Source organism: Sanguibacter sp. 25GB23B1 (assembly GCF_040012415.1).
Lineage (GTDB): Bacteria > Actinomycetota > Actinomycetes > Actinomycetales > Cellulomonadaceae > Sanguibacter.
This window is the reverse complement of the sequence record NZ_JBDYKL010000027.1, coordinates 1-22871: the sequence shown is the minus strand read 5'-3', so window position 1 is coordinate 22871 and position 22871 is coordinate 1. Positions and strand designations below refer to the sequence as shown.

The window sequence follows — 22871 nt, the reverse complement described above, 5'->3', positions numbered from 1 at the left end:
AAGTGCCCGACCGCCCGCCTCAGTCGGTCGTCACTCGGTGCGTCTTCGTGTACGAGCCCTGTGCGCGCGGACGCACGACGAGCGTGTCGATGTTCACGTGGGCCGGCTGCTCGAGGCTCCACCGGACGACCTCGGCGACGTCCCCGGCGAGCAGCGGGCCGGGGACCCCGGCGTAGACGGCGTCGGCCTTGGCCTGGTCACCGCCGAAGCGGGTGAGGGAGAACTCGTCGGTGTGGACCATCCCCGGGGCGATCTCGATGACGCGCAACGGCTCGCCGACGAGCTCGAGGCGCAGCGTCCGGGCGGCGACACGCTCCGCGTACTTCGCGGCGACGTAGCCGCCCCCGCCCTCGTAGGGCTCGTGGGCGGCGGTGGACGTGATGACGACGACGTCGCCCTCGCTCTCGCGCAGCGCGGGGAGGAAGCCCTGGACGACGCGGAAGGTGCCGAGGACGTTGAGCTCGTACATCCGGCGCCACAGGTCGAGGTCGGCGTCGGCGACGCGGTCGGCGCCGAGTGCTCCCCCGGCGTTGTTGACGACCGCGTCCACCGGGCCCCCGGCGACGACGGTCTCGACGAGCCGGGCGACGTCGTCGTCGGACGTGATGTCCGCCTGGACCGCGACGGCGCCCGTGCGCTCCGCGAGCGCGTCGAGCCGGTCCGCCCGCCGGGCGACGGCGACGACGTCCCACCCGCGCGAGCGCAGGAGCTCGACGGTCGCGGCGCCGATCCCGGAGGACGCGCCGGTGACCACTGCGCGGCGCGGTCGGGCCGAATCGGTGGGCGGCTGGGTGCTGCTGGTGGTCACAGGGACTCCTCGAGTGTGGTCAGGACCTCGTCGTACACGGCGAGCGCGGTGGCGACCTCGTCGGCCGTCACGACGCACGGTGGCACGACGTGGATGCGGTTGTCGGCGGTGAAGGGCAGGAGCCCACGGTCGAGGCATCCGGCGCGCACGAGCGCCATCGCCTGCGGGCCGACGGGCTCCCGCGTACCGGGGTCGCCGACGAGCTCGAGCGCCCAGAATACGCCGCTGCCTCGGATGTCACCGATGCTCGGGTGCGACGCGGCGAGCGCCGCGAGGCCCGGTCCGATCGCCTCGGCGCCGACGCGGCGGGCGTTCTCGACGACCCGCTCGTCGGCCATCGCGTCGAGCGTCGCGACGATCGAGGCCATGGCGAGCGGGTGGCCGGAGTAGGTGAGACCGCCCGGGAACACCTGCTCGTCGAAGGTCGCCGCGATCTCGTCGGAGATGATGACGCCGCCGGCCGGGACGTACCCGGAGTTGACGCCCTTGGCGAAGGTCACGAGGTCGGGACGGATGTCGTGGTCGTCGAAGGCGAACCACGAGCCGGTGCGACCGAAGCCCGCCATGACCTCGTCGAGGATGACGAGGATGCCGTACCGGTCGGCGAGCGCGCGGACGCCGGCGAGGTAGCCGGGCGGAGGGGTGAGGACGCCGGCGGTCCCGGGGACCGTCTCGAGGAGGATCGCCGCGACGGACGACGGCCCCTCGCACCGGAGCACGCGGTCGAGGTGGGCGAGCGCACGTTCGCACTCCTGTGCCTCGTCGACGGCCCAGAAGTCCGTCCGGTAGAGGTACGGCGTGAAGACGTGGACGTGACCGCGCGCGTACTCGTTGGGGACGCGCCGCCAGTCGCCGGTCGCGACGACCGCGGCCCCGGTGTTGCCGTGGTAGGAGCGGTAGCCCGAGACGATCTTGTCCCGGCCCGTGTGCAGACGGGCCATCCGGATGGCGTTCTCGTTCGCGTCGGCGCCTCCGTTCGTGAAGAACACCTTGCTCATCCCCGCGGGGGCGCGCTGCGTGATGCGCTGGGCGGCGCGCCCCCGGGCCAGGTTCGCGTGGCCCGGAGCGACGGTCGTCAGGAGGTCCGCCTGATCCTTGATCGCGGCGACGACGCGAGGGTGCTGGTGGCCGATGTTGACGTTGACGAGCTGGGACGAGAAGTCGAGGTAGCGGCGGCCCGTGGAGTCCCAGACCTCGCAGCCCAGCCCGCCGGCGATCGTCAGGGGCGCGAGGGCACCCTGTGCGGACCAGGAGTGGAAGACGTGGGCGCGGTCGAGGGCGAGGGCGTCGTCAGCCGGTGCGTGTGCTGTCGTCATGCGCCCTCACTCGCCCCCGGCCTCGAGCTCGACGGTGATCGGCTCGAAGCCCGTACCGGTGATGTCGAGACCGTCGGCCTCGAGCTGCTCGAGCGCCTGCTCGACGTACTCGTTCGTGAACGCCTCGGCGTCGGGCGCCGTGGTGATGACGGTCGAGCCCTGGTCGTTGACGGTCGTCAGGGCGACGTCGACGGTCTGGTCCCAGGCGGCCTGGTCGATGGTCCCGATGCCGTCCGGTGACGGCCACACGAGCTTGTTCACCTCGTTGACCTGCCACAGCTGGTGGCTGGCGCCGAGCTGGGAGCCGGCGGCCACGACCATGTCGCGGCATTCCTCGGCGTTGTCGCGGCAGTAGATCCATCCCTGGAGCGAGGCCTTGAGGAACGCGACGGTCGTCTCCTCGTACGCGGGGTCGTTCGCGAGGCGTTCGGTGCTCGCCCAGATGGCGTCCTGGAGCATGGCGGTGCCCTCGTCGTTCCAGTCGACGACCGTGAAGTCTTCCGCGGTGTAGAGCTCACCGGTGGCGGGGTTCTCGGCCTCGAGGAGCTGCGCGTACTCGTTGTACGTCATCGCCTGGGCCGCGTCGATGTCGCCGGCCAGGAGCGCGTTCATGTCGAACTGCTGCTGGACGAGCGTCACGTCGCTCGCCGGGTCGAGGCCGGCCTCGGCCATGCCGGCGAAGAGCTCGAACTCGTTGCCGAAGCCCCAGTTGCCGACGTTCTTCCCGGTGAGGTCGGCTGCGCTCGTGATGCCGCTCTCCGCGAACGCCACCTGAAGCGTTCCGGAGCGCTGGTAGACCTGGGCGACGTTCGTGATGCCTGCCCCCTGCTCACGCGAGGCGAGCGCCTTGGGCACCCAGGCGATCGCGAAGTCGACCTGGTCGCTGGCGAGCGCGGTCTGCGGCACGATGTCGACGCCGCCCTCGAGGATCTCGACGTCGAGGCCGGCGTCCTCGTAGAAGCCCTTGTCGCGCGCGGCGATGTACCCGGCGAACTGGCCCTGGCTGAACCACTGGAGCTGGAGGCTGACCTCCGTCAGGCCCTCCGCGGTGGTGCCGGTCTCCTCGGAGGACGACTCCGTGGTGCTGCAGCCGGCGAGCGCGAGGGCGGCGAGGGTGGTGGCGACGGTGATCGTCCCGATCGCTCGGGTGGTGGAACGGCTCATGGTGGTCCTTCCGTGCTCTGGTGGGTGTCGTGCTGGAGGGTGACCTGCAGGGGTGGGGTGACGGTCGGGAGGGTCAGGAGGCGGCGCGACCGCGATGCACTGCGCGCTCGAGCAGGAGGGTGAGGAGGTAGAAGGTGAGGCCGAGGACGACGGCGCCGAGGACGAAGGCCCACGCCCTCGGGTAGGCGCTGTTCGCCGCTGCGGACGTGATCCGCGAGCCGAGACCGTCCTGGAGCCCACCGAAGTACTCGGCGACGACCGCGGAGATGACCGCGACGGACGACGCGATGCGGATGCCGGTGAAGAGGTACGGGAGCGCGCCGGGGATGGTCACGGTGCGGGCGAGCTGCCACGGCGTGGCGGCGTAGGCGCGCAGGAGGTCGACGTGGACGGGCTGGACCTGGCGGAGCCCCTTGAGCGTCGTGACGAAGACGGGCGCGAAGACGACGACGGCGACGATGATCTGGCGAGGCGTCGTCGACGTCGTGCCGAACATCGTGTTGAGCGCCGGCGCGAGGGCCACGATCGGCATGACGCCGGCTGCCGCGGCGGCGGGCGACACGACGCCGTCGAGGAGCGGGCTGCGGGCGGCCACGAGCGCGAGCGCGACGGCGAGGACCGTCCCGGCGACGAGGCCGACGACGACGTTGCGGCCGGTCGCGAGCATCGCGTCACCGACGAGCGACCGGGAGAGGACCGCCTGCTCCCAGATCGCCGACGGGCTCGGCAGCAGGTAGGGCTTGATGTCGCGCTGCACGACGAACGACTCCCAGGCGACCAGGACGAGCATGCCGAGGAGCACGGGCGCGACCCAGCGGCTCACGGTGCGCCAGCCTGCGGCGGCCGTCATCGGACGTCTCCCCCGCGCCGCCCCGCCGGGGCGCTGTGCCCGGACCCGTCGTGCAGCGCTTCGCGCACCCGGGTGACGGCGGTGAAGAACGCGGTGTCCTCGCGGAGCCCGTCGACGCGGTCGCCCGCGCCGCCCAGGTCGACCGGCACGATGCCCGTGATCCGCCCGGGGCGGGGAGACATGACGACGACGCGGTCGGAGAGGTAGACGGCCTCCGGGATCGAGTGGGTGACGAACACGACCGCCGCTCGCGTCTGCGCGCAGATGCTCAGGAGCTCGCTCTGCATGCGCTCGCGCGTCATCTCGTCGAGCGCCCCGAAGGGCTCGTCCATGAGGAGCAGGCTCGGCTCCTCGGCGAGCGCCCGGGCGATCGCCACGCGCTGCTGCATGCCGCCGGAGAGCTGGTGCGGGTAGCTGTCGACGAAGTCCCCGAGCCCGACGAGGTCGAGGAGCTCGAGCGCCCGCACCCGCCGTTGCGCCCGGCCCGTGCCGTGGAGCTCGAGCGGGAGCTCGACGTTCGCCCGGACCGTGCGCCACGGCAGGAGACCCGCGCTCTGGAAGACGATGCCGTAGTCCTGGTTCGCACGGGCGTCGGCAGCGCTGCGACCGAAGACCTCGAGCGTGCCCGACGTGGGGTGGTCGAGGTCCGCGACGAGGCGCAGGAGCGTCGACTTGCCGCACCCGGACGGGCCGATGAGCGACACGATCTCACCGGCGGCGACCGTGAGATCCACCCCGTCGAGGGCGACGACCGTCCCTCGGCCGCTGCGGAAGGTCTTGCCGACCCCGCGCGCGACGACAGCGGCTGCCGGACCGGCAGCAGACACCTCGGGCTCTGCCGCGTGATGTGCCTCGTGGGTGGTGAGCTCGTTCATGGTGTGACCTCCGAGAAGCGGTAGCGGCGCAGCCCCAGGCCGAGGAGCGAGACGAGGCCCGCGGCGACGAGGCCGAGGAGCGAGGCCGCGACGATCGCGGTCCACGGCTTGGCGGGGTCCCCGCTCGCGGACTGCGCGTACGTGATGACGAGGCGACCGATGCCGCCGTCCGTCCCGGTCGACACCTCGGCGACGATCGCACCGACGATGGCGGCCGCGGCGCCGAGCCGGAGCGCCGGGAGCGCGTAGGGGACGCTCGCCGGCAGCCGCAGGGACCACACGGTGCGCAGCCAGCCCGCGTCGTAGGAGCGCATGAGGTCGGTGTGGATGACCTCGGGCGACGTGAGGCCCTTGAGCATGCCGACCGCGACCGGGAAGAACGCGAGGTAGGAGGCGATGAGCGCGACCGACATCCACGGGGTCCACTCGAAGGGTCCGACGGCGATCGAGCCGCTCCAGCCCGCGACGAGCGGGGCGAGGGCGACGAGCGGGACGGTCTGGCTGAGGATGATCCACGGCAGGAGCGCGTCCTGCGCCACCCGCAGCCGGGTCATGGCGAGCGCGAGCAGCACACCGACGACGACGCCGACGAGCCAGCCCGCGAGCGCGATCCCCAGGGTCGTGGCGCTGGCGGCGACGAGATCGGCGAGGACGGTCGGCGCGTCCGGGGCCGACGACGTGGGCTGCCCGAACCGTGCGACGACCTCCCACGTGTGGGGCATGGCGAGGTCGGAGGTCCGTGGCAGGAGCGCGACCGACCCGACGGAGAAGCCGGTCTCCGGTCCGACAGCCTTGTAAGCCTCCCAGAGCACGAGCCCGGCCACGCCACCCGTCGCGGCGAGGGCGACCTGGCGGCCACGGCCCCCGGTCGTCATGCCTTGGCCACGACGTGGTCGGACAGGTTCGGGATGATCCGCTCGCCGTACTGGCGCAGCGTCTCCTCCTTGTTGTCGTGCTGGAGGTAGCCGGCGAACTGGTGGACACCGAGGTCGCGCAGGGCCTCGAGCTTCTCGATGTGCTCGCGCGGGCTGCCGAGGAGGCAGAACCGCTCGACGATCTCGTCCGGGACGAAGGCCGCGTGGGTGTTCCCCGAGCGCCCGTGCTCGTTGTAGTCGTAGCCCTGGCGGTCGGCGATGTAGTCGGTGAGCGCCTTCGGCACGACTGCGTCCGCCCCGTACTTGGTGACGATGTCCGCGACGTGGTTGCCCACCATGCCGCCGAACCACCGGCACTGCTCACGCATGTGGGCGCGCTCGGCGGGCGAGTCGCCGTTGCCGACGTACATGGGAGCCGCGACGCAGAAGCGGATGGCGTCCGGGTCCCGCCCGGCCTTCTCGGCCGAGTCCTTGACGGCCTTGATCATCCACGCGGCGATGTCCGGGTCGGCGAGCTGGAGGATGAAGCCGTCGCCCACCTCGCCGGTGAGCTTGAGCGCGAGCGGGCCGTAGGCCGCGACCCACATCTCCAGCTCGGAGCCCTTGCTCCACGGGAACTGCAGGGTGGCGCCGTTGACCTCGACGCTGCGACTGTTCGCGAGCTCGCGGATGACGTGGATCGACTCGCGCAGGGTCGCCAGGTTCGAGGGACGCCCGTTGAGGACGCGCACGGCCGAGTCGCCGCGCCCGATGCCGCAGACGGTCCGGTTGCCGTACATCTCGTTGAGCGTCGCGAAGAGCGAGGCGAGGACGGTCCAGTCGCGCGTGGACGGGTTCGTGACCATCGGACCGACGACGATCTTGCGCGTCGCGGCGAGCATCTGCGCGTAGATGACGAACGGCTCCTGCCACAGCAGGTGGGAGTCGAACGTCCACGCGTGCGAGAAGCCGTGGGTCTCGGCCAGCCGGGTCAGCTCGATCGTCCGCGAGGCGGGCGGGTTGGTCTGCAGGACGACACCGAAGTCCATGCGGGGGCCTTTCGACGTGGGGTGCTCGAGCGTGGAGGGCTCGAGCGAGGGGTTGCTCAGGTGAGGGGACGCTCAGAGGAGGTACTGCGACAGTCCGCGCTTGAGGTAGCGGCCGTGCCCGGCGCGGCCGTGGTACTCACCGGCGTCGACGATCACGGAGCCGCGGGAGAGAACCGTGTCGACGTGGCCGTCGATCTCGAAGCCCTCCCAGGCGGAGTAGTCGAGGTTCATGTGGTGGGTGTCGACGGAGATGCTCGTGTGCCCGGCGGGGTCGTACACGACGATGTCAGCGTCCGCGCCCGGCTGGATGACTCCCTTGGTGCCATAGATGCCGAACATCCGCGCGGGGGTGGTGCAGCAGATCTCGACCCACCGCTCGAGCGAGATCTTGCCGGTGACGACGCCCTGGTAGACGAGGTCGAGCCGGTGCTCGACCGAACCGATGCCGTTGGGGATCTTCGTGAAGTCCCCGACGCCGAGCTCCTTCTGCCCTTTCATGCAGAACGGGCAGTGGTCGGTGCTCACGAGCTGGAGGTCGTTCGTCCGCAGCGCCTGCCACATGTGCTCCTGGTGACCTTCCGCCCGCGAGCGCAGCGGCGTGGAGCACACCCACTTGGCGCCGTCGAAACCGGGGGCGCCGAGCTGTTCCTCGAGGGAGAGCCACAGGTACTGCGGGCACGTCTCGCCGAAGACGTTCTGCCCGGTGTCCCGGGCCTCGGCGATCCGCTGGACGGCCTGCTTCGCCGAGACGTGGACGACGTAGAGGGGCGCCCCGGTGAGGTCGGCGAGGCGGATCGCCCGGTAGGTGGCCTCCTCCTCGGTCTGCCACGGTCGCGTGAGGCCGTGGTGCAGCGGTCCGGTCTCCCCGCGCTGGAGCGCCTGGTGCTGGAGGAGGTCGATGACGCTGCCGTTCTCGGCGTGCATCATGAGCAGCCCCCCGTTGTGGGCGGCGCGCTGCATGGCACGGACGATCTGGCCGTCGTCGGAGAGGAACACGTCCTTGTAGGCCATGAAGAGCTTGAAGCTCGAGACGCCCTCGTCGATGAGCGTGTCCATCGCGGCGAGGGAGACGTCGTCGACGCCGCCGAGGATCTGGTGGAAGGCGTAGTCGATCGCGCACTTCCCCGCGGCCTTCTCGTGCCAGGCCGCGAACTGCGTGAGGACGTCCTGGCCGGCGTACTGGACGGAGAAGTCGATGATCGTCGTCGTGCCGCCCCACGCCGCCGCGCGGGTGCCGGTCTCGAAGGTGTCAGAGGCGGACGTGCCGCCGAACGGCATCTCCATGTGGGTGTGCGCGTCGATGCCACCCGGGACCACGTACTTGCCGGTCGCGTCGATGACGCGGTCGATCCCGGCGAGGAACGTCTCCCCGAGCACGGCTGAGCCGGGCGCGAGGACGGCGGCGATCGTCTCGTCCTCGACGAGGACGTCCGCGAGGCCGGAGCCCGTCGAGCTGACGACGGTGCCGCCGGTGATGAGCGTGTACATGCGTTCTCCTTCTCGTCAGCGGGTGCCCGGCGGGCGCCGGCGCGGTGGGTCGTGGCCGTCAGGGGGCGACGAGCGGCCCGTACGCGTCGGGTCGACGGTCACGGAAGAACTGCCAGCGTTCACGCACGACGCGGATCTGGTCGAGGTCGATGTCCCGCACGAACATCTGGGCCTCGGTGGACGAGCCGACCTCGCCGACGAAGGCGCCGTCGGGCCCGACGACGTAGGAGCTGCCGTAGAAGTTCACGGCCTCGTCGCCGTACTCGTTGTCCTCGAGCCCCACGCGGTTGGTCGCGACGACGAAGTACCCGTTCGCGACGGCTGCTGCGGGCTGCTCGATCTCCCAGAGACGGTTGGAGATGCCGGGTGCGGTCGCGTTGGGGTTGAACACGATCTGCGCACCGTTGAGGGCGAGCGCGCGCCATCCTTCGGGGAAGTGGCGGTCGTAGCAGATGTTCACGCCGACCTTCCCGACGGCGGTGTCGAACACCGGGTACCCGAGGTTGCCGGGACGGAAGTAGAACTTCTCCCAGAACTTCGGCAGGTGCGGGATGTGGTGCTTGCGGTACTTGCCGAGGTAGGTGCCGTCGGCGTCGATGACGGCGGCCGTGTTGTAGAGGACGCCGGGCTGGTCCTCCTCGTACACGGGCAGGACGATGACGATCGAGAGCTCCTTGGCGAGAGCCTGGAAGCGCTCGACGGTCGGTCCGGGGACGGACTCCGCGTACTCGTAGTACCTCGGGTCCTGCGTGATGCCGAAGTAGGGGCCGTAGAAGAGCTCCTGGTAGCAGATGATCTGGGCACCCTCGGCGGCCGCCTGGCGTGTGAACTCCTCGTGCCGGGCGATCATCGACTCCTTGTCGCCGGTCCACGGGGTCTGGGTCAGTGCTGTTCTGACGATGCTCAACGTCGCTCCTCGGGTCGGGCTGCTGCGGGGGTGGTGGCTTCCGCGTCGTTGGTGTCACCCTGGGGCTTGAACATTTCGCTCGGGTTACCGTGCGGGCTGTTGTCGACCGCGCTGATGTCGGTCACGTAAATTCCCTGGTGCTCGGCCTCAGGGACGTCGTCCGAGGTCCCAGACTCGGGCGATGGACCTCTCCGAGCTCGTCGTCGACCGCAGCCCTGCCGGCATCGCCGCGACGGTCGGTCGCCTCATCCGTTCGGGCGAGCTGCGCCCCGGCTCTCGCATCCCGACGGTCCGTGACGTGGCGGCCCAGCTCCACGTCAGCCCGGCGACCGTCAGCGGTGCGTGGCACGCGCTCTCCGAGGCAGGGCTCGTCCGCTCTCGCGGCCGGGCGGGGACGTACGTGCTCGACCAGACCTCGGCCTGGCTCCCGCCGCGCTACCAGGACCTCGCGGCGAGCGACCAGGTCCCCTACCGCCTCGACCTCTCCTCGGGGACGCCCGACCCTCTGCTGCTCCCGCCCGTGGGTGCCGCGTTCGCCCACCTCGCACGCCGGACGCACGCGGCGACGACGTCGAGCTACCTCGGGCCTGCCGTCGTCGCGCCGCTCGAGCGACGTCTGCGGGCGGAGTGGCCGTTCGAGCCGGAGGAGCTCACCGTCGTCGACGGCGCGATGGACGGTGTCGCACGCACGCTCGAGGTGCTCGCCGGCCTGGGCACGCGCGTCGTCGTCGAGGACCCCGGCTTCCCGCCGTTCTTCGACCTGCTCGATCTCCTCGGTGCCGAGCGCGTCCCCGTCCAGGTCGACGAGCACGGCATGCGTCCCGAGCTCCTCGCCGCCGCGCTCGACTCCCGCCCTGCGGTCGTCCTGCTCCAGCCTCGGGCACAGAACCCGACGAGTGCGTCCCTCACGCAGGACCGCGCCGAGGAGCTCGCGCACGTGCTGCGCACCCACCGCGACGGCGCGGACGTCATGGTCCTCGAGGACGACCACAGCGCCGGGATCTCGAGGGCGACGGCCGTGAGCCTGGGTCCGCACCTGCCCGGCCGGGTGGTGCACGTCCGCAGCTACTCCAAGTCCCACGGACCCGACCTGCGGATCGCCGCGGTCGGCGGGCCTGCGCCCGTCCTGCGCAAGATCATCGCCCGGCGCATGCTCGGGCCCGGCTGGACGAGCCGGATGCTCCAGTCTGTCCTCCTCGAGCTCCTCACCGACACGAGCGCCCGCGCGGCCGTCGCCCTCGCCCGCGAGACGTATCGCGTGCGCCAGCGCGAGCTCGCGCGGGCGGTCTCCGGCGCGGGCGGGACCTTGCGCGCTGGAGACGGTCTGAACATGTGGCTGCCGGTGGCCGACGAGCGTGCCGCGCTCCTCCATCTCGCCGCCACCGGCATCCGAGCGGCTCCCGGCGCACCGTTCAGCGCTCTCACCGACGGCCCGACCCCCGCGGGTGGGCACCGCGTCCCGTCGTCACCGCACCTGCGCATCAGCCTCGGGCCGGTCCGTGACTCCTACGCCGCGCTCGGGGCCACGCTCGCTGCCGCCTCGACGTCGTCGCCCTGACCGGCAGGCCCGGTTGCCCGGTGTGCGTGCCGAGCCCCGACATCTGGGAAGATGTTGACCCATGAGCGCATCTGCTGGTCTCCCCACGCCCACCACCGGTTCCGAGCCCGACGCGTCGCTGGTGGCCCGGGTCGGGACCGTCCCCGACAAGGTCAGCCTCGACGGCCTCGAGACCCGCTGGGACTCCGCGTGGACCGAGTCGGGCACGTACACGTTCGACCGCTCGGCGAGCCGCGCGGACGTCTACTCGATCGACACACCGCCGCCGACCGTCTCCGGCTCCCTGCACGTGGGGCACGTCTTCAGCTACACCCACACGGACGTCGTCGCCCGCTTCCAGCGCATGCGCGGCAAGTCGGTCTTCTACCCGATGGGCTGGGACGACAACGGTCTGCCCACCGAGCGTCGCGTGCAGAACTACTACGGTGTCCGCTGCGACCCGTCGCTCCCCTACGTCGAGGGCTACGAGCCGCCGCTGCAGGGTGCTGAGGGCAAGAGCGTCAAGGCAGCGGACCAGCAGCCGATCGGCCGCAAGAACTTCGTCGAGCTCTGCGAGCGCCTCACCGCCGAGGACGAGAAGGAGTTCGAGTCGCTGTGGCGCTACCTCGGCCTCTCGGTCGACTGGCAGCACCACTACCAGACCATCGGCCGCACAGCGCAGGCCACGGCCCAGACCGCGTTCCTGCGCAACCTCGCCCGCGGCGAGGCGTACCAGGCCGAGGCACCGGGCCTGTGGGACGTGACGTTCCAGACCGCCGTCGCGCAGGCCGAGCTCGAGGCGCGCGACTACCCGGGGCACTTCCACACGATCGCGTTCCACGCGCCGGACGGCACGGACGTCGTCATCGAGACGACGCGCCCCGAGCTGCTCCCCGCCTGCGTCGCGCTCATCGCGCACCCGGACGACGAGCGGTACCAGCACCTCTTCGGCACGACCGTCACCTCGCCCCTCTTCGGCGTCGAGGTCCCCGTCCTCGCGCACACGATGGCCGAGCCGGACAAGGGCGCCGGCATCGCGATGTGCTGCACCTTCGGTGACCTCACGGACGTCCAGTGGTGGCGCGAGCTCCAGCTGCCCACCCGTTCCATCCTCGTCCGAGACGGGCGCATCACCCGCGAGACGCCGGACTGGATCACGTCGGAGCAGGGCGTGGCGCTCTTCGGCGAGATGCTCGGCAAGACGACCTTCTCCGCACGCACAGCGGTCGTCGACGCCCTCCGGGAGTCCGGCGACCTCCACGGCGAGCCCGTCGCGACGCAGCGCAAGGCGAACTTCTTCGAGAAGGGCGACAAGCCCCTCGAGATCGTCACGAGCCGCCAGTGGTACATCCGCAACGGCGGTCGTGACGCCGACCTCAACGCGGCCCTCCTCGCTCGCGGCGACGAGCTGACGTTCCACCCCGAGTTCATGGCCGTGCGCTACTCCAACTGGGTCGGCGGCCTCAACGGCGACTGGCTCGTCTCCCGCCAGCGCTTCTTCGGCGTGCCCATCCCGGTCTGGTTCCCGGTCGACGCCCACGGCGAGCCGCAGTGGGACGCGCCGATCATCCCGGACGAGGCCTCGTTGCCGATCGACCCGTCCTCCGACACCCCGGCCGGCTACACCGCCGACCAGCGTGGGCAGGCCGGCGGCTTCATCGGCGACCCCGACATCATGGACACGTGGGCGACGTCGTCGCTCACCCCGCAGATCGCCGGCGGCTGGCTGACCGACCCCGACCTCTTCGCCCGCGTGTTCCCCATGGACCTGCGTCCCCAGGGCCAGGACATCATCCGTACGTGGCTCTTCTCGACCGTCGTCCGCGCCCACCTCGAGCACGGGTCGCTCCCCTGGGCCAACGCCGCGATCTCCGGCTGGATCCTCGACCCGGACCGCAAGAAGATGAGCAAGTCCAAGGGCAACGTCGTCACGCCCATGGGCCTGCTCGAGGAGCACGGTTCCGACGCCGTCCGCTACTGGGCTGCCTCGGCACGCCTGGGCACCGACGCGGCGTTCGAGGTCGGGCAGATGAAGATCGGCCGACGCCTCGCGATCAAGGTCCTCAACGCGAGCAAGTTCGCGCTGTCCTTCGCCGGCGACGACGACCTCTCGCTCGACCCGTCGCTCGTCACCGAGCCGATCGACCGTGCGATGCTCGCGGGCCTCGCGGACGTCGTGGACAAGGCCACGGCCGCCCTCGAGTCCTACGACCACACGCGGGCGCTCGAGGTGTCCGAGACCTTCTTCTGGACCTTCTGCGACGACTACCTCGAGCTCGTCAAGGACCGCGCCTACGGCGCCGGTGACGCGAGCGTGTCCGCCGCGACGCTCTCCGCCCGCACCGGCCTCGCGATCGCGCTCGACACGCTCCTGCGTCTCTTCGCCCCGGTCCTGCCCTTCGCGACCGAAGAGGTGTGGTCCTGGTGGCGCCAGGGCTCGGTGCACCACGCGGCATGGCCCGTCTCGGACGGGCTCCGCACCGCCGCCGGCGACGCGGACGTCACCGTCCTCACGGCCGCCGGGCACGCGCTCGCGTCCCTGCGCAAGATCAAGTCCGGGGCGAAGGTGTCCATGCGCACCCCGATCGTCCTCGTGGACCTCGCCGTCCCCGACGCGTACCTCCCCGCGATCGAGTCGGCGCGCGTCGACATCCTCGGCGCCGGGCGGGTCACCGGCCCTCTGACGCTGACCGTCGCGAGCCCCGACCAGGGTGACCCGTCCGTCCAGGGCGGGATCGTCGTGGTGCGCTCGGAGCTCGGCGAGGCCGAGCCGAAGCCGGCCCGCAATGCGTGAGCAGGCGTCGCCGAGCCTCGTCGACATCCCGCCCGAGACGTCCATCAACACTCTGCTCGCCGACCGCGTACGCTCGGCGGGGCCGGGCACCCTCGTCGAGCGCAAGGTCGACGACGGCTCGACGTGGACCGCGATGTCCGCCCAGTCCTTCGCCGACGAGGTCACCGCCGTCGCGAAGGGCCTCATCGCGCGTGGGACCGCGGTCGGCGACCGGGTCGCGATCATGTCTCGGACGCGGTACGAGTGGACGCTCCTCGACTTCGCCGTCTGGGCGGTCGGCGGCATCCCCGTCCCTGTGTACGAGACGAGCTCGGTCGAGCAGGTCCGCTGGATCCTCGAGGACTCCGGCGCACGCCTCGCGCTCGTCGAGACGGCCGCCCATGCAGCGATCGTCGCCGACGCACGCACGGCTCTCCCCGACCTGAGCGACGTCCTCGTCATCGACGAGGACGCAGTCGGCGCGCTGCGCACCGCAGGTCTCGGGGTCGACGACGCCGAGATCGCAGCGCGCAGCACCGCCGTCCGCGGCGACGACCTCGCGACGATCATCTACACGTCGGGCACGACCGGGCGGCCCAAGGGCGCCGAGCTCACGCACCGCAACTTCGTCTTCCTCACCCGCAACGGCGTCGAGGGCCTGCGGGACGTGTGCGCAGCGCCCGGCTCGCGCACGCTCTTGTTCATGCCTCTCGCCCACGTCTTCGCGCGCTTCATCGAGGTCCTGTGCGTCACCTCCGGAGCCGTGATCGGGCACACGTCGGACACCCGCACCCTCCTGCCGGACCTCGCCTCCTTCGGTCCGACGTTCCTCCTCGCGGTCCCGCGCGTGTTCGAGAAGGTCTACAACTCCTCCGAGCAGAAGGCCGGCACCGGAGCCCGTCTCAAGCTCTTCCGCTGGGCCGCGAAGGTCGCCGTCGACGTCTCGACCGCCTGGGACACCCCGGCTCCGCCCTCGCTCGCGCTGCGTGCGCAGCACAAGGTGGCCGACGCCCTCGTCTACGGCAAGCTCCGCGGCGCGCTCGGTGGTCGGGCGCGGTACGCGATCTCCGGCGGCGCGCCGCTCGGGGAGCGTCTCGGACACTTCTACCGTGGCATCGGGCTCACCGTCCTCGAGGGCTACGGGCTCACCGAGACCACGTCCGCGACGACCGTCGGACGGCCCGGCAGCACCCGGGTCGGCACGGTCGGACCACCGTTCCCCGGGGCGACCATCCGGGTCGCTGACGACGGCGAGATCCTCGTCCGCGGCGAGCACGTGTTCCGCGGGTACCGCAACGCCCCCGAGGCGACCGCCGAGGCCCTCGTCGACGGATGGTTCCGCACCGGAGACCTCGGCACGCTCGACGACGACGGCTTCCTGCGCATCACCGGCCGCAAGAAGGAGATCATCGTCACCGCCGGCGGCAAGAACGTGGCACCCGCACTCCTCGAGGACAGGTTCCGCGGGCACCCGCTCGTGAGCCAGTGCATCGTCGTCGGCGACCAGCAACCGTTCATCGCCGCACTCGTCACGCTCGACGACGAGATGCTCCCCGGCTGGTTGCGCACGCACGGGCTGCCGACCATGGACGTCGCCACCGCCGCCGTGCACCCCGTCGTCCTCGAGGCCCTCGACCGGGCCGCCGCACGAGCGAGCGAGGTCGTCTCCCGGGCCGAGTCCATCCGCAAGGTCCGCGTCCTCACGACGGACTTCACCGAGCAGAACGGCTACCTCACGCCGTCGCTCAAGGTCCGCCGCGCTCTCGTCGTCAGGGACTTCGCCGCCGACATCACCGCGCTCTACACGACGAACGAGCCGAGCGCGGTGGCCGGAAGCGTGTAACACGACTGACCAAGCACCCTGCTATGGTGCGCTCTCCGGTCGCGATCGTCGAAGCCATCGACAACACTCGAATGCGAGACGACGCCGACCACTTGTCGATTTCTCGCACGCCGACGGGGCGTGCGTGACCGTCGTCCGCCGACCGCGGGGCTCTGCTCCCCGGCTCGGCAGACGGCCTTCCTACGGTTCGAGGGGCTCATGAACACGTCACGATCGATCATCCCGGCCGCAGCCATCGCCGTCCTGCTCATCGCAGGCTGCAGCTCGACGGACACCGGCTCCGACAGCGAAGGCGGCATCCCGCTCGTCGAGGAGGGCACGCTCACGCTGTGCACCAACCCGCCGTACGAGCCCTTCGAGTTCGAGCGCGACGGCGAGGTCGTCGGCCTCGACATCGACATCGTCGCGGAGATCGCCGCCGACCTCGAGCTCGAGCTCACGACCGTCAGCACCCCGTTCGAGGGCATCCAGTCCGGTGCGGCGCTCAGCGCCGGCCAGTGCGACATCGTCGCCTCGGGCATCACCATCACCGACGAGCGTGCCCTGAACATCGACTTCTCCGACCCGTACTTCGACGCCGACCAGGGCCTCCTCGTGCCGGCCGGCTCCGAGCTGTCCTCCGTCGAGTCCCTCGCCGGCCAGCGGATCTCCGTCATGGTCGCGACGACAGGCGCCACGTGGGCGCAGGAGAACGGCCTCACCACCACCGAGTACGACGACCTCGGCACGCAGATCCAGGCGCTCGAGGCCGACCAGGTCGACGCGGTCATCAACGACGTCGCGTCCCTCCTGCCGTACGTCGAGCAAGGCTTCGAGATCGCCAACAACTTCGCGACCGGCGAGGTCTACGGCCTCGGCGTGCAGAAGGGCAACACCGAGCTCCTCGAGTCCGTCAACGCCACGCTCACGCGGATCAAGGACGACGGCACGTACGACGACATCTACGCCGAGTGGATCGGCATCACCCCGTCCGAGGGCTGACGATCATGACTTCCCCAGCACCCGCCGTCGCGCGGCCGGCACCCCACCGGGCACGCATGAGCCCGCGACGGCGGGCGCGCATCTTCCGCGGGGTCCAGTACGCCATCCTCGTCGCCGCAGTCGTGACGCTCTTCCTCCTCATCGACTGGGAACGCATCAGCCAGAGCGTCTTCAACATCGAGGCCGCGAAGGATCTGCTGCCGCGCGTGCCGCTGGCCTTCAAGAACACCCTCGTGTACACGGCGGCGTCGTTCGCGATCGGGCTGAGCCTCGGCACGGTGCTCGCGCTCATGAAGCTCTCGTCCGTCGCGCCGTACCGATGGATCGCGACGGCGTACATCGAGTTCTTCCGCGGCATCCCCGCGCTCCTTGTCGTCTTCTCCTTCGGCTACGCGGTCCCCATCGCCCTCGGCGTCCGGATCGACTCGCTCACCCTCAAGGCGGCGCTCGCCCTCGGGCTCGTCTCGGCGGCGTACATCGCCGAGACCCTGCGGGCAGGGATCCAGGCCGTACCCAAGGGCCAGGTCGAAGCGGCCCGGTCGCTCGGCATGTCGAGCGGCCGCACCCTCGCGACCGTCGTCATCCCCCAGGCGTTCCGCATCGTCCTGCCCCCGATGACCAACGAGATCATCCTCCTCACCAAGGACACCTCGCTCATCTTCGTCCTCGGGCTGGCCGCGTCGCAGTTCGACCTCACCAAGATCGGTCGAGACGCCCTCGTCAGCGCATCGGGCGGCGGCACGACCGGCCTGTTCGTGGCCGGCTTCGGGTACCTGTGCATCACCATCCCGCTCGGCCTGCTCGCACGGTGGCTCGAGAACCGCACCGGCAAGGGGTCACGCCGATGAGCGTGCCCGAGACGAAGGAGCTGCACGTGGACACCGACGCCGGAGCGGTCGTCGAGATCAGAGGCCTGCGCAAGAGCTTCGGCGCACGCGAGGTCCTCAAGGGCATCGACCTCGATGTCGCCGCCGGTGAGGTCGTCTGTGTCATCGGTCCCTCAGGGTCAGGGAAGTCGACCCTGCTGCGCTGCGTCAACCAGCTCGAGGTCGCCACCGCCGGGACCGTCACCGTGCTCGGGACCGAGACGACCGACCCGGACGTCGACATCGACGCCGTGCGCCAGAAGGTCGGGATGGTCTTCCAGCAGTTCAACCTCTTCACCCACCAGTCGGTCCTGGAGAACTGCACCATCGCCCAGCGCCGGGTGCTCAAGCGCTCCCGTGCCGACGCGGAGAAGATCGCCCAGGCGAACCTCGCGCACGTCGGTCTCGAGGACCGCGCGAGCGCCATGCCCGCACAGCTCTCGGGAGGTCAGCAGCAGCGCGTGGCGATCGCTCGCGCACTGAGCATGGACCCGGAGCTCATGCTCTTCGACGAGCCCACGTCGGCTCTCGACCCCGAGCTCGTCGGAGACGTCTTGTCAGTCATGCGCGCCCTCGCCGAGAAGGGCATGACGATGCTCGTCGTCACGCACGAGATGGCGTTCGCCCGTGAGGTCGCCGACCGCGTGGTGTTCATGGACGACGGCATGATCGTCGAGCAGGGTCCGCCCGAGCAGGTCATCGGCGCACCGACCCACGAGAGGACCCGCTCGTTCCTCGAGCGCGTCCTCGACCCGACGCACCAGCACCCCGGCGACCTCTAGCCACGACGAGGAGCACACGATCGGGGGGCGGAGCCTCGTGGCTCCGTCCCCCGATCGTGCGTCTCCGGCTCGATCCACCGTGGTTCAGACCACGGTGCCTCAACCCACCGTGCGCAGCCGCCCCGCGTCGGAGGACAGGCTGGGTGCACCACCGTCGCTCGGCGTGCTCTCGTCGTGCCACCGCAGGACGGCTCCGACGCCGTCCATGAGGCTGACCGAGTCTGCCGGGACGAAGGTCAGGCCAGCGTCCTGGCCGAGCGCAGCACGGATGAGAGCGACCGTGGCTGCGAGCTGGTACGCGCCCTCGACGACACCGAGCTGGGCCAGCCCCTCCGCCGTGACAGACATCTGGAGAGGGTCCGGACCCACCCAGACCTGCTGCAGGCCGAGGTCCGTGTCCGGTCCGTACTCGTCGGCGAGGAGCAGCTCACGCACCTGGCCCCTGGCGAGGACGTCGGCGACGTTCTGCAGCCCGCTGACCCCGCCGGTGTTGCGGCCACGCTCCTCACGGAACTCCTCGAGCGCTTCGCTGCGGCGCCGTTCGCGGAACTCGTCGAGCGCCTGCGTGACCTGCGCCTCGAACGCGCCTTCGTTGACGCCCGGACCGCGTGCGCCGCCCGCGACGTCGACGGTGAGCTCCAGGGTCTTCTTTCCGAGCGCTCCGCGCAGCAGCGCCACGGCCCGGACGTCTCCGGTCAGCAGGATGAGCTCGGGGCGGTGGCCGACGACCTGCCGCTCGATCTCCGCCGCGACGATCTCGGCGTTGCGCTCCCAGGAGTCCTCCGCCCGGGACTCGAGGCGCTTGTGCGAGAGTCCACCGGTGTTCACCTTGTTCACGACGTCATGGCCGCCTTCGACGGCCTCGGCCTCGTGGTAGGGCATGTGACCTCCGGCCTCGGACCACGTGAGGTCCGCGCCGAGCCGGTCGACGACCACCCGGAGGTAGTCCACGGAGTCGTCCGCTGCGCGAGCGGCCTGCAGCAGCTCCGGAACCGGCCCGTAGGCGGCCTTCTGAACCGCGGGAGGGTCTTTGATGATCCGGTCGACGAGGATGCCTTCGTCGGCGGTCGCGATGACGACTCTGCCGTGGGGGCCTCCGACACGGGTGGGCCGGACGATCTCGTCTTCGATGACGTCGATCGCAGCTGCGTCGACCCCGTCCTTCTCGAGGGAGCGACGCAGCCCTTTCCACCTGTTCTCCACCTCCCCGCTGCCGTCGCCGGACCGGGTCGCGTCGATGTAGACGGTGACGAACGGACCGGGGGTCCCGAGCAGGGGCTTGAGCCAGTCAATCTTCATGCAGACACCTTGTGCCTTCCGTCGAGGGACGGTCGGCCCTCGCGGGTCGACCGCTGGCACTCCAGTCTCTGCCACATGCCACCCGACCGCCACCGCGTACCGGTGGGCTCACCTCAGAAGTAGGTGTCGAGCACTCCGGCGTCACCGTGGGCTGCGGCGATGCGCTCGTGGTGCCGGATGACCTCCGAGACGATGAACTCCCGGAACTTCTCGGCGAACGCCGGGTCGAGCCCGGCCTCGGTGGCGATCGACGTCAGCCGCTCGATCTGCATCTTCTCCCGCAGCGGGTCCGCCGGCGCGACGCCGCCCTCGGCCTTGAGCTCACCGACGCGCTGCGTGAACTTGAACCGTTCCGCGAGCAGGTAGACGATCGCCCCGTCGACGTTGTCGATGCTCGATCTCAACCGCAGGATCTCTTCGCGGATCTCCGGGTCCTGGGTCGGGTCTGTGCTCTGCTCTGGGTGGGCGGACGGTCCCACGGTGCTCAGGCGCTCTTCTCGCGCGGCGTGTCCTTGGACCTCGACGCACGCGGCACGAGCGTCGGGTAGACGTTCTCGAGGACGACCGCACCGGAGATGACGACCTTCTCGACGTCGTCACGGCTCGGCACCTCGAACATCACCTGCTGGAGGACCTCTTCCATGATGGCGCGCAGCCCACGCGCCCCGGTGCCCCGCAGGAGCGCCTGGTCGGCGATCGCGGTGACGGCATCCTCGGTGAACTCGAGCTCGACCCCGTCGATCTCGAACATCCGCTGGTACTGCTTGACGAGCGCGTTGCGGGGCTCGGTGAGGATCCGCACGAGGGCGCTCTGGTCCAGGGGCGTCACCGTCGTGATGATCGGGACGCGGCCGATGAACTCGGGGATGAGTCCGAACTTCAGGAGGTCCTCGGGCATGACGTCCTCGTAGACGCCCGTCTCGTCCGACGCGGAGTGCAGGGGGGCACCGAAGCCGATCCCGTGCTTGCCGGCGCGCGAGGAGATGATGTCCTCGAGGCCGGCGAAGGCACCGGCCACGATGAACAGGACGTTCGTCGTGTCGATCTGGATGAACTCCTGGTGCGGGTGCTTGCGACCGCCCTGCGGTGGGACCGACGCCGTTGTCCCCTCGAGGATCTTCAGGAGCGCCTGCTGCACGCCCTCGCCGGACACGTCACGGGTGATCGACGGGTTCTCGGACTTCCGGGCGATCTTGTCGACCTCGTCGATGTAGATGATGCCCGTCTCGGCCTTCTTGACGTCGTAGTCGGCCGCCTGGATGAGCTTGAGGAGGATGTTCTCGACGTCCTCGCCGACGTACCCGGCCTCGGTGAGCGCCGTGGCGTCGGCGATCGCGAAGGGCACGTTGAGCATCTTCGCGAGCGTCTGGGCGAGATACGTCTTGCCGCAGCCCGTCGGGCCGATGAGCAGGATGTTCGACTTCGCGATCTCGACCTGGCTCGAGTCCTCACCGACGGACCGGACGCCCTCGCCTGCCTGGATCCGCTTGTAGTGGTTGTACACCGCGACGGACAGGGACCTCTTGGCTCCGTCCTGGCCGATGATGTACTGCTCGAGGAAGTCGAAGATCGCCTTCGGCTTCGGCAGCTCGACCATGCCGATCTCGGCGGCCTCGGTGAGCTCTTCCTCGATGATCTCGTTGCAGAGGTCGATGCACTCGTCGCAGATGTACACGCCCGGCCCAGCGATGAGCTTCTTGACCTGCTTCTGGGACTTCCCGCAGAAAGAGCACTTCAGCAGGTCTGCGCCGTCACCGATTCGGGTCACTGTAGATCTCCTCCCGGTCCGCCCCCGGATGGGCCGGATCGACACCTCGCGCTGTGCGCGCCCTGTGGGCGCGCACTACGGAGAGATGTTCGTTGCATCCATTCCACACCACCGGAACGCCGATGTCAGCATGGCGCTCCGATGGTACCCGAATCACCCCCGGGCGAAAGGTGGATCAGGGCTTGGTGAGGGTGAGCGCCTTGCGGCTCTCGAGCACCTGGTCGACGAGACCGTATTCCACGGCCTGCTTGGCGCTGAGGATCTTGTCGCGCTCGATGTCCTTGCGGACCTGTGCCTCGTCGCGTCCCGTGTGGAGCGCGATCGTGCCCTCGAGCCACTCCCGCATGCGGATGAGCTCGTTGGCGTGGATCTCGATGTCGGACGCCTGCGCGTAGCCGCCACCCTCCATCGCCGGCTGGTGGATGAGCACCCGGGCGTTGGGGAGCGCGAGCCGCTTGCCGGGAGCACCCGCAGCAAGGAGCACCGCCGCGGCCGAGGCCGCCTGGCCGAGGCAGACGGTCTGGATCTGCGAGGTGATGTACTGCATCGTGTCGTAGATCGCCGTCATCGCGGTGAAGGAGCCACCGGGCGAGTTGATGTAGAGGATGATGTCGCGGTTCGGCTCCTGGCTCTCCAGCACGAGAAGCTGGGCCATGACGTCGTCCGCGGACGCGTCGTCGACCTGGACCCCGAGGAAGATGATGCGGTCCTCGAAGAGCTTCGTGTAGGGGTCCTGGCGCTTGAAGCCGTACGCCGTGCGCTCCTCGAACTGCGGGAGGACGTAGCGGGACGACGGCGCACCGTAGGGCATCGCGCGTCCACCCGCGCCGGCGAGGCGCTGTGCGGTCGAGATGAACTGGGACTCAATGCTGCTCATGTGGTTGCTCCTCGATGTCTCAACGGTTGCGTACGCGCGGGCTCAGGACGTCGCGGTGCCGCCACCGCCGGCCACCGAGCCCGCGTGGGTCACCACGTGGTCGATGAAGCCGTACTCGAGAGCCTCGGGGGCCGTGAACCAGCGGTCACGGTCGGAGTCGGTGTGGATCTGCTCGACGCTCTTGCCGGTCTGGCTCGCGATGAGCTCGGCGAGAACGCGCTTCATGTGGAGGATGAGCTCGGCGTTGATGCGCACGTCGGTCGCGGTCCCGCCGATGCCGCCGGAGGGCTGGTGCATCATGACGCGGGCGTGCGGGGTCGCGTAACGCTTGCCCTTGGCACCCGAGGAGAGCAGGAACTGGCCCATCGAGGCCGCCATGCCCATCGCGACGGTGGCGACGTCCGGCTGGATGAACTGCATCGTGTCGTAGATGGCCATGCCGGCGGTGATCGAGCCGCCCGGGGAGTTGATGTAGAGGTAGATGTCCTTGTCGGGGTCCTCGGCCGCGAGCAGCATCATCTGTGCGCAGATGGCGTTCGCGTTCTCGTCACGGACCTCTGACCCGAGCCAGATGATCCGCTCCTTGAGGAGCCTGTTGTAGATGCTGTCGTTCAAACCCAGTCCGGCCACATCACCGCGTGCTGCCATCGGCATCTGCTCGTTCACGCCATCTCCCATCGCTTCACTGCTTGCTGTGCGTTGCAGTGACCCTAACGCGCCGCACACCCTTGGATCGTCCCTGAACTGCGGTGTTTCGCTTTGGGCGCAGTCGGTGCGCACCGCTCCCCTGCCGCACGCGGGGACAGACGACGCCGGCCCCCGCCTCGAGAGGCG

General features: G+C 70.2%; 21 protein-coding genes. 6 read left to right on the top strand and 15 right to left on the bottom strand.

All coding sequences use genetic code 11. The features are described from left to right. Positions 1-19: 19 nt before the first annotated feature. From ABKW26_RS14370 to ABKW26_RS14325, 10 genes are all read right to left on the bottom strand, one after another. Positions 20-808 (bottom strand): SDR family oxidoreductase, encoded by a 789-nt coding sequence (locus ABKW26_RS14370; protein WP_348594464.1) that lies wholly within the window; start codon positions 806-808, stop codon positions 20-22. Then, positions 805-2124 (bottom strand): aspartate aminotransferase family protein, encoded by a 1320-nt coding sequence (locus tag ABKW26_RS14365; RefSeq protein ID WP_348594463.1) that lies wholly within the window; start codon positions 2122-2124, stop codon positions 805-807. Before ABKW26_RS14365 ends, ABKW26_RS14370 begins: the two co-directional genes overlap by 4 nt. Before the next feature lie 6 nt (positions 2125-2130). Further along, positions 2131-3288 carry an ABC transporter substrate-binding protein gene (locus tag ABKW26_RS14360; protein ID WP_348594462.1) on the bottom strand — a complete coding sequence of 386 codons (1158 nt, stop codon included), beginning with the start codon at positions 3286-3288 and terminating at the stop codon, positions 2131-2133. A 73-nt stretch (positions 3289-3361) separates the two neighbouring features. Further along, positions 3362-4138 (bottom strand): ABC transporter permease subunit, encoded by a 777-nt coding sequence (locus ABKW26_RS14355; RefSeq protein WP_348594461.1) that lies wholly within the window; start codon positions 4136-4138, stop codon positions 3362-3364. Further along, positions 4135-5013, bottom strand: a complete 879-nt coding sequence (locus ABKW26_RS14350) for an ABC transporter ATP-binding protein (protein ID WP_348594460.1) — start codon at positions 5011-5013, stop codon at positions 4135-4137. The genes ABKW26_RS14355 and ABKW26_RS14350 overlap by 4 nt, the downstream gene beginning before the upstream one ends. Next, positions 5010-5888, bottom strand: a complete 879-nt coding sequence (locus ABKW26_RS14345; RefSeq protein WP_348594459.1) for an ABC transporter permease subunit — start codon at positions 5886-5888, stop codon at positions 5010-5012. Before ABKW26_RS14345 ends, ABKW26_RS14350 begins: the two co-directional genes overlap by 4 nt. Further along, entirely contained in the window at positions 5885-6916 is a 1032-nt protein-coding gene (locus ABKW26_RS14340; RefSeq protein ID WP_348594458.1) for a TIGR03842 family LLM class F420-dependent oxidoreductase, read from the bottom strand. The genes ABKW26_RS14345 and ABKW26_RS14340 overlap by 4 nt, the downstream gene beginning before the upstream one ends. Positions 6917-6988: 72 nt before the next feature. Continuing rightward, positions 6989-8404: a dihydropyrimidinase gene (gene hydA / locus ABKW26_RS14335; RefSeq protein WP_348594457.1), complete on the bottom strand. Its 1416-nt coding sequence runs from the start codon at positions 8402-8404 to the stop codon at positions 6989-6991. Positions 8405-8462: 58 nt separating this feature from the next. Then, positions 8463-9311, bottom strand: a complete 849-nt coding sequence (locus ABKW26_RS14330; protein ID WP_348594456.1) for a nitrilase-related carbon-nitrogen hydrolase — start codon at positions 9309-9311, stop codon at positions 8463-8465. Further along, complete coding sequence (locus tag ABKW26_RS14325; RefSeq protein ID WP_348594455.1) at positions 9308-9436, bottom strand: hypothetical protein; 129 nt, start codon at positions 9434-9436, stop codon at positions 9308-9310. Before ABKW26_RS14325 ends, ABKW26_RS14330 begins: the two co-directional genes overlap by 4 nt. A gap of 56 nt (positions 9437-9492) precedes the next feature. Here ABKW26_RS14325 and ABKW26_RS14320 point away from each other — a divergent pair, with 56 nt between their 5' ends. From ABKW26_RS14320 to ABKW26_RS14295, 6 genes are all read left to right on the top strand, one after another. After that, positions 9493-10869: an aminotransferase class I/II-fold pyridoxal phosphate-dependent enzyme gene (locus ABKW26_RS14320; protein ID WP_348594454.1), complete on the top strand. Its 1377-nt coding sequence runs from the start codon at positions 9493-9495 to the stop codon at positions 10867-10869. Positions 10870-10930: 61 nt separating this feature from the next. Then, the gene (valS, locus tag ABKW26_RS14315) at positions 10931-13642 is read left to right on the top strand and encodes a valine--tRNA ligase (RefSeq protein ID WP_348594453.1); all 2712 of its coding nucleotides are present in this window, start codon (positions 10931-10933) and stop codon (positions 13640-13642) included. Continuing rightward, positions 13635-15464, top strand: a complete 1830-nt coding sequence (locus ABKW26_RS14310; RefSeq protein ID WP_348594452.1) for an AMP-dependent synthetase/ligase — start codon at positions 13635-13637, stop codon at positions 15462-15464. Before valS ends, ABKW26_RS14310 begins: the two co-directional genes overlap by 8 nt. A 198-nt stretch (positions 15465-15662) precedes the next feature. Continuing rightward, positions 15663-16445, top strand: coding sequence for a transporter substrate-binding domain-containing protein (locus tag ABKW26_RS14305; protein ID WP_348594451.1), 783 nt, complete (start codon positions 15663-15665; stop codon positions 16443-16445). Between the two features lie 5 nt (positions 16446-16450). Next, positions 16451-17293, top strand: a complete 843-nt coding sequence (locus ABKW26_RS14300; RefSeq protein ID WP_348594450.1) for an amino acid ABC transporter permease — start codon at positions 16451-16453, stop codon at positions 17291-17293. Further along, on the top strand, positions 17290-18093 hold the full coding sequence (locus ABKW26_RS14295; protein WP_348594449.1) for an amino acid ABC transporter ATP-binding protein: 804 nt from the start codon (positions 17290-17292) through the stop codon (positions 18091-18093). The genes ABKW26_RS14300 and ABKW26_RS14295 overlap by 4 nt, the downstream gene beginning before the upstream one ends. A 99-nt stretch (positions 18094-18192) precedes the next feature. Here ABKW26_RS14295 and ABKW26_RS14290 read toward each other — a convergent pair whose 3' ends face one another. From ABKW26_RS14290 to ABKW26_RS14270, 5 genes are all read right to left on the bottom strand, one after another. After that, positions 18193-19392, bottom strand: coding sequence for a Vms1/Ankzf1 family peptidyl-tRNA hydrolase (locus tag ABKW26_RS14290; RefSeq protein WP_348594448.1), 1200 nt, complete (start codon positions 19390-19392; stop codon positions 18193-18195). Positions 19393-19505: 113 nt separating this feature from the next. Beyond that, positions 19506-19871 (bottom strand): chorismate mutase, encoded by a 366-nt coding sequence (locus ABKW26_RS14285; RefSeq protein ID WP_348594447.1) that lies wholly within the window; start codon positions 19869-19871, stop codon positions 19506-19508. A 5-nt stretch (positions 19872-19876) separates the two neighbouring features. Further along, a complete protein-coding gene (gene clpX / locus ABKW26_RS14280) occupies positions 19877-21160 on the bottom strand; it encodes an ATP-dependent Clp protease ATP-binding subunit ClpX (RefSeq protein ID WP_348594446.1) in 1284 nt (427 codons plus the stop codon). Positions 21161-21335: 175 nt separating this feature from the next. Then, positions 21336-22037 (bottom strand): ATP-dependent Clp protease proteolytic subunit, encoded by a 702-nt coding sequence (locus ABKW26_RS14275; RefSeq protein WP_348594445.1) that lies wholly within the window; start codon positions 22035-22037, stop codon positions 21336-21338. 42 nt (positions 22038-22079) lie between these two features. Beyond that, the gene (locus ABKW26_RS14270) at positions 22080-22703 is read right to left on the bottom strand and encodes an ATP-dependent Clp protease proteolytic subunit (protein ID WP_348594444.1); all 624 of its coding nucleotides are present in this window, start codon (positions 22701-22703) and stop codon (positions 22080-22082) included. Positions 22704-22871 lie beyond the last annotated feature (168 nt).

Bases quoted from the DNA above. Each gene is read 5' to 3' on its own strand.
- ABKW26_RS14365 (WP_348594463.1), bottom strand. From the start codon at position 2,124: ATGACGACAGCACACGCACCGGCTGACGACGCCCTCGCCCTCGACCGC.
- ABKW26_RS14360 (WP_348594462.1), bottom strand. From the start codon at position 3,288: ATGAGCCGTTCCACCACCCGAGCGATCGGGACGATCACCGTCGCCACC.
- ABKW26_RS14355 (WP_348594461.1), bottom strand. From the start codon at position 4,138: ATGACGGCCGCCGCAGGCTGGCGCACCGTGAGCCGCTGGGTCGCGCCC.
- ABKW26_RS14350 (WP_348594460.1), bottom strand. From the start codon at position 5,013: ATGAACGAGCTCACCACCCACGAGGCACATCACGCGGCAGAGCCCGAG.
- ABKW26_RS14345 (WP_348594459.1), bottom strand. From the start codon at position 5,888: ATGACGACCGGGGGCCGTGGCCGCCAGGTCGCCCTCGCCGCGACGGGT.
- ABKW26_RS14340 (WP_348594458.1), bottom strand. From the start codon at position 6,916: ATGGACTTCGGTGTCGTCCTGCAGACCAACCCGCCCGCCTCGCGGACG.
- hydA (WP_348594457.1), bottom strand. From the start codon at position 8,404: ATGTACACGCTCATCACCGGCGGCACCGTCGTCAGCTCGACGGGCTCC.
- ABKW26_RS14320 (WP_348594454.1), top strand. From the start codon at position 9,493: ATGGACCTCTCCGAGCTCGTCGTCGACCGCAGCCCTGCCGGCATCGCC.
- valS (WP_348594453.1), top strand. From the start codon at position 10,931: ATGAGCGCATCTGCTGGTCTCCCCACGCCCACCACCGGTTCCGAGCCC.
- ABKW26_RS14310 (WP_348594452.1), top strand. From the start codon at position 13,635: ATGCGTGAGCAGGCGTCGCCGAGCCTCGTCGACATCCCGCCCGAGACG.
- ABKW26_RS14305 (WP_348594451.1), top strand. From the start codon at position 15,663: ATGAACACGTCACGATCGATCATCCCGGCCGCAGCCATCGCCGTCCTG.
- ABKW26_RS14300 (WP_348594450.1), top strand. From the start codon at position 16,451: ATGACTTCCCCAGCACCCGCCGTCGCGCGGCCGGCACCCCACCGGGCA.
- ABKW26_RS14295 (WP_348594449.1), top strand. From the start codon at position 17,290: ATGAGCGTGCCCGAGACGAAGGAGCTGCACGTGGACACCGACGCCGGA.
- ABKW26_RS14290 (WP_348594448.1), bottom strand. From the start codon at position 19,392: ATGAAGATTGACTGGCTCAAGCCCCTGCTCGGGACCCCCGGTCCGTTC.
- ABKW26_RS14275 (WP_348594445.1), bottom strand. From the start codon at position 22,037: ATGAGCAGCATTGAGTCCCAGTTCATCTCGACCGCACAGCGCCTCGCC.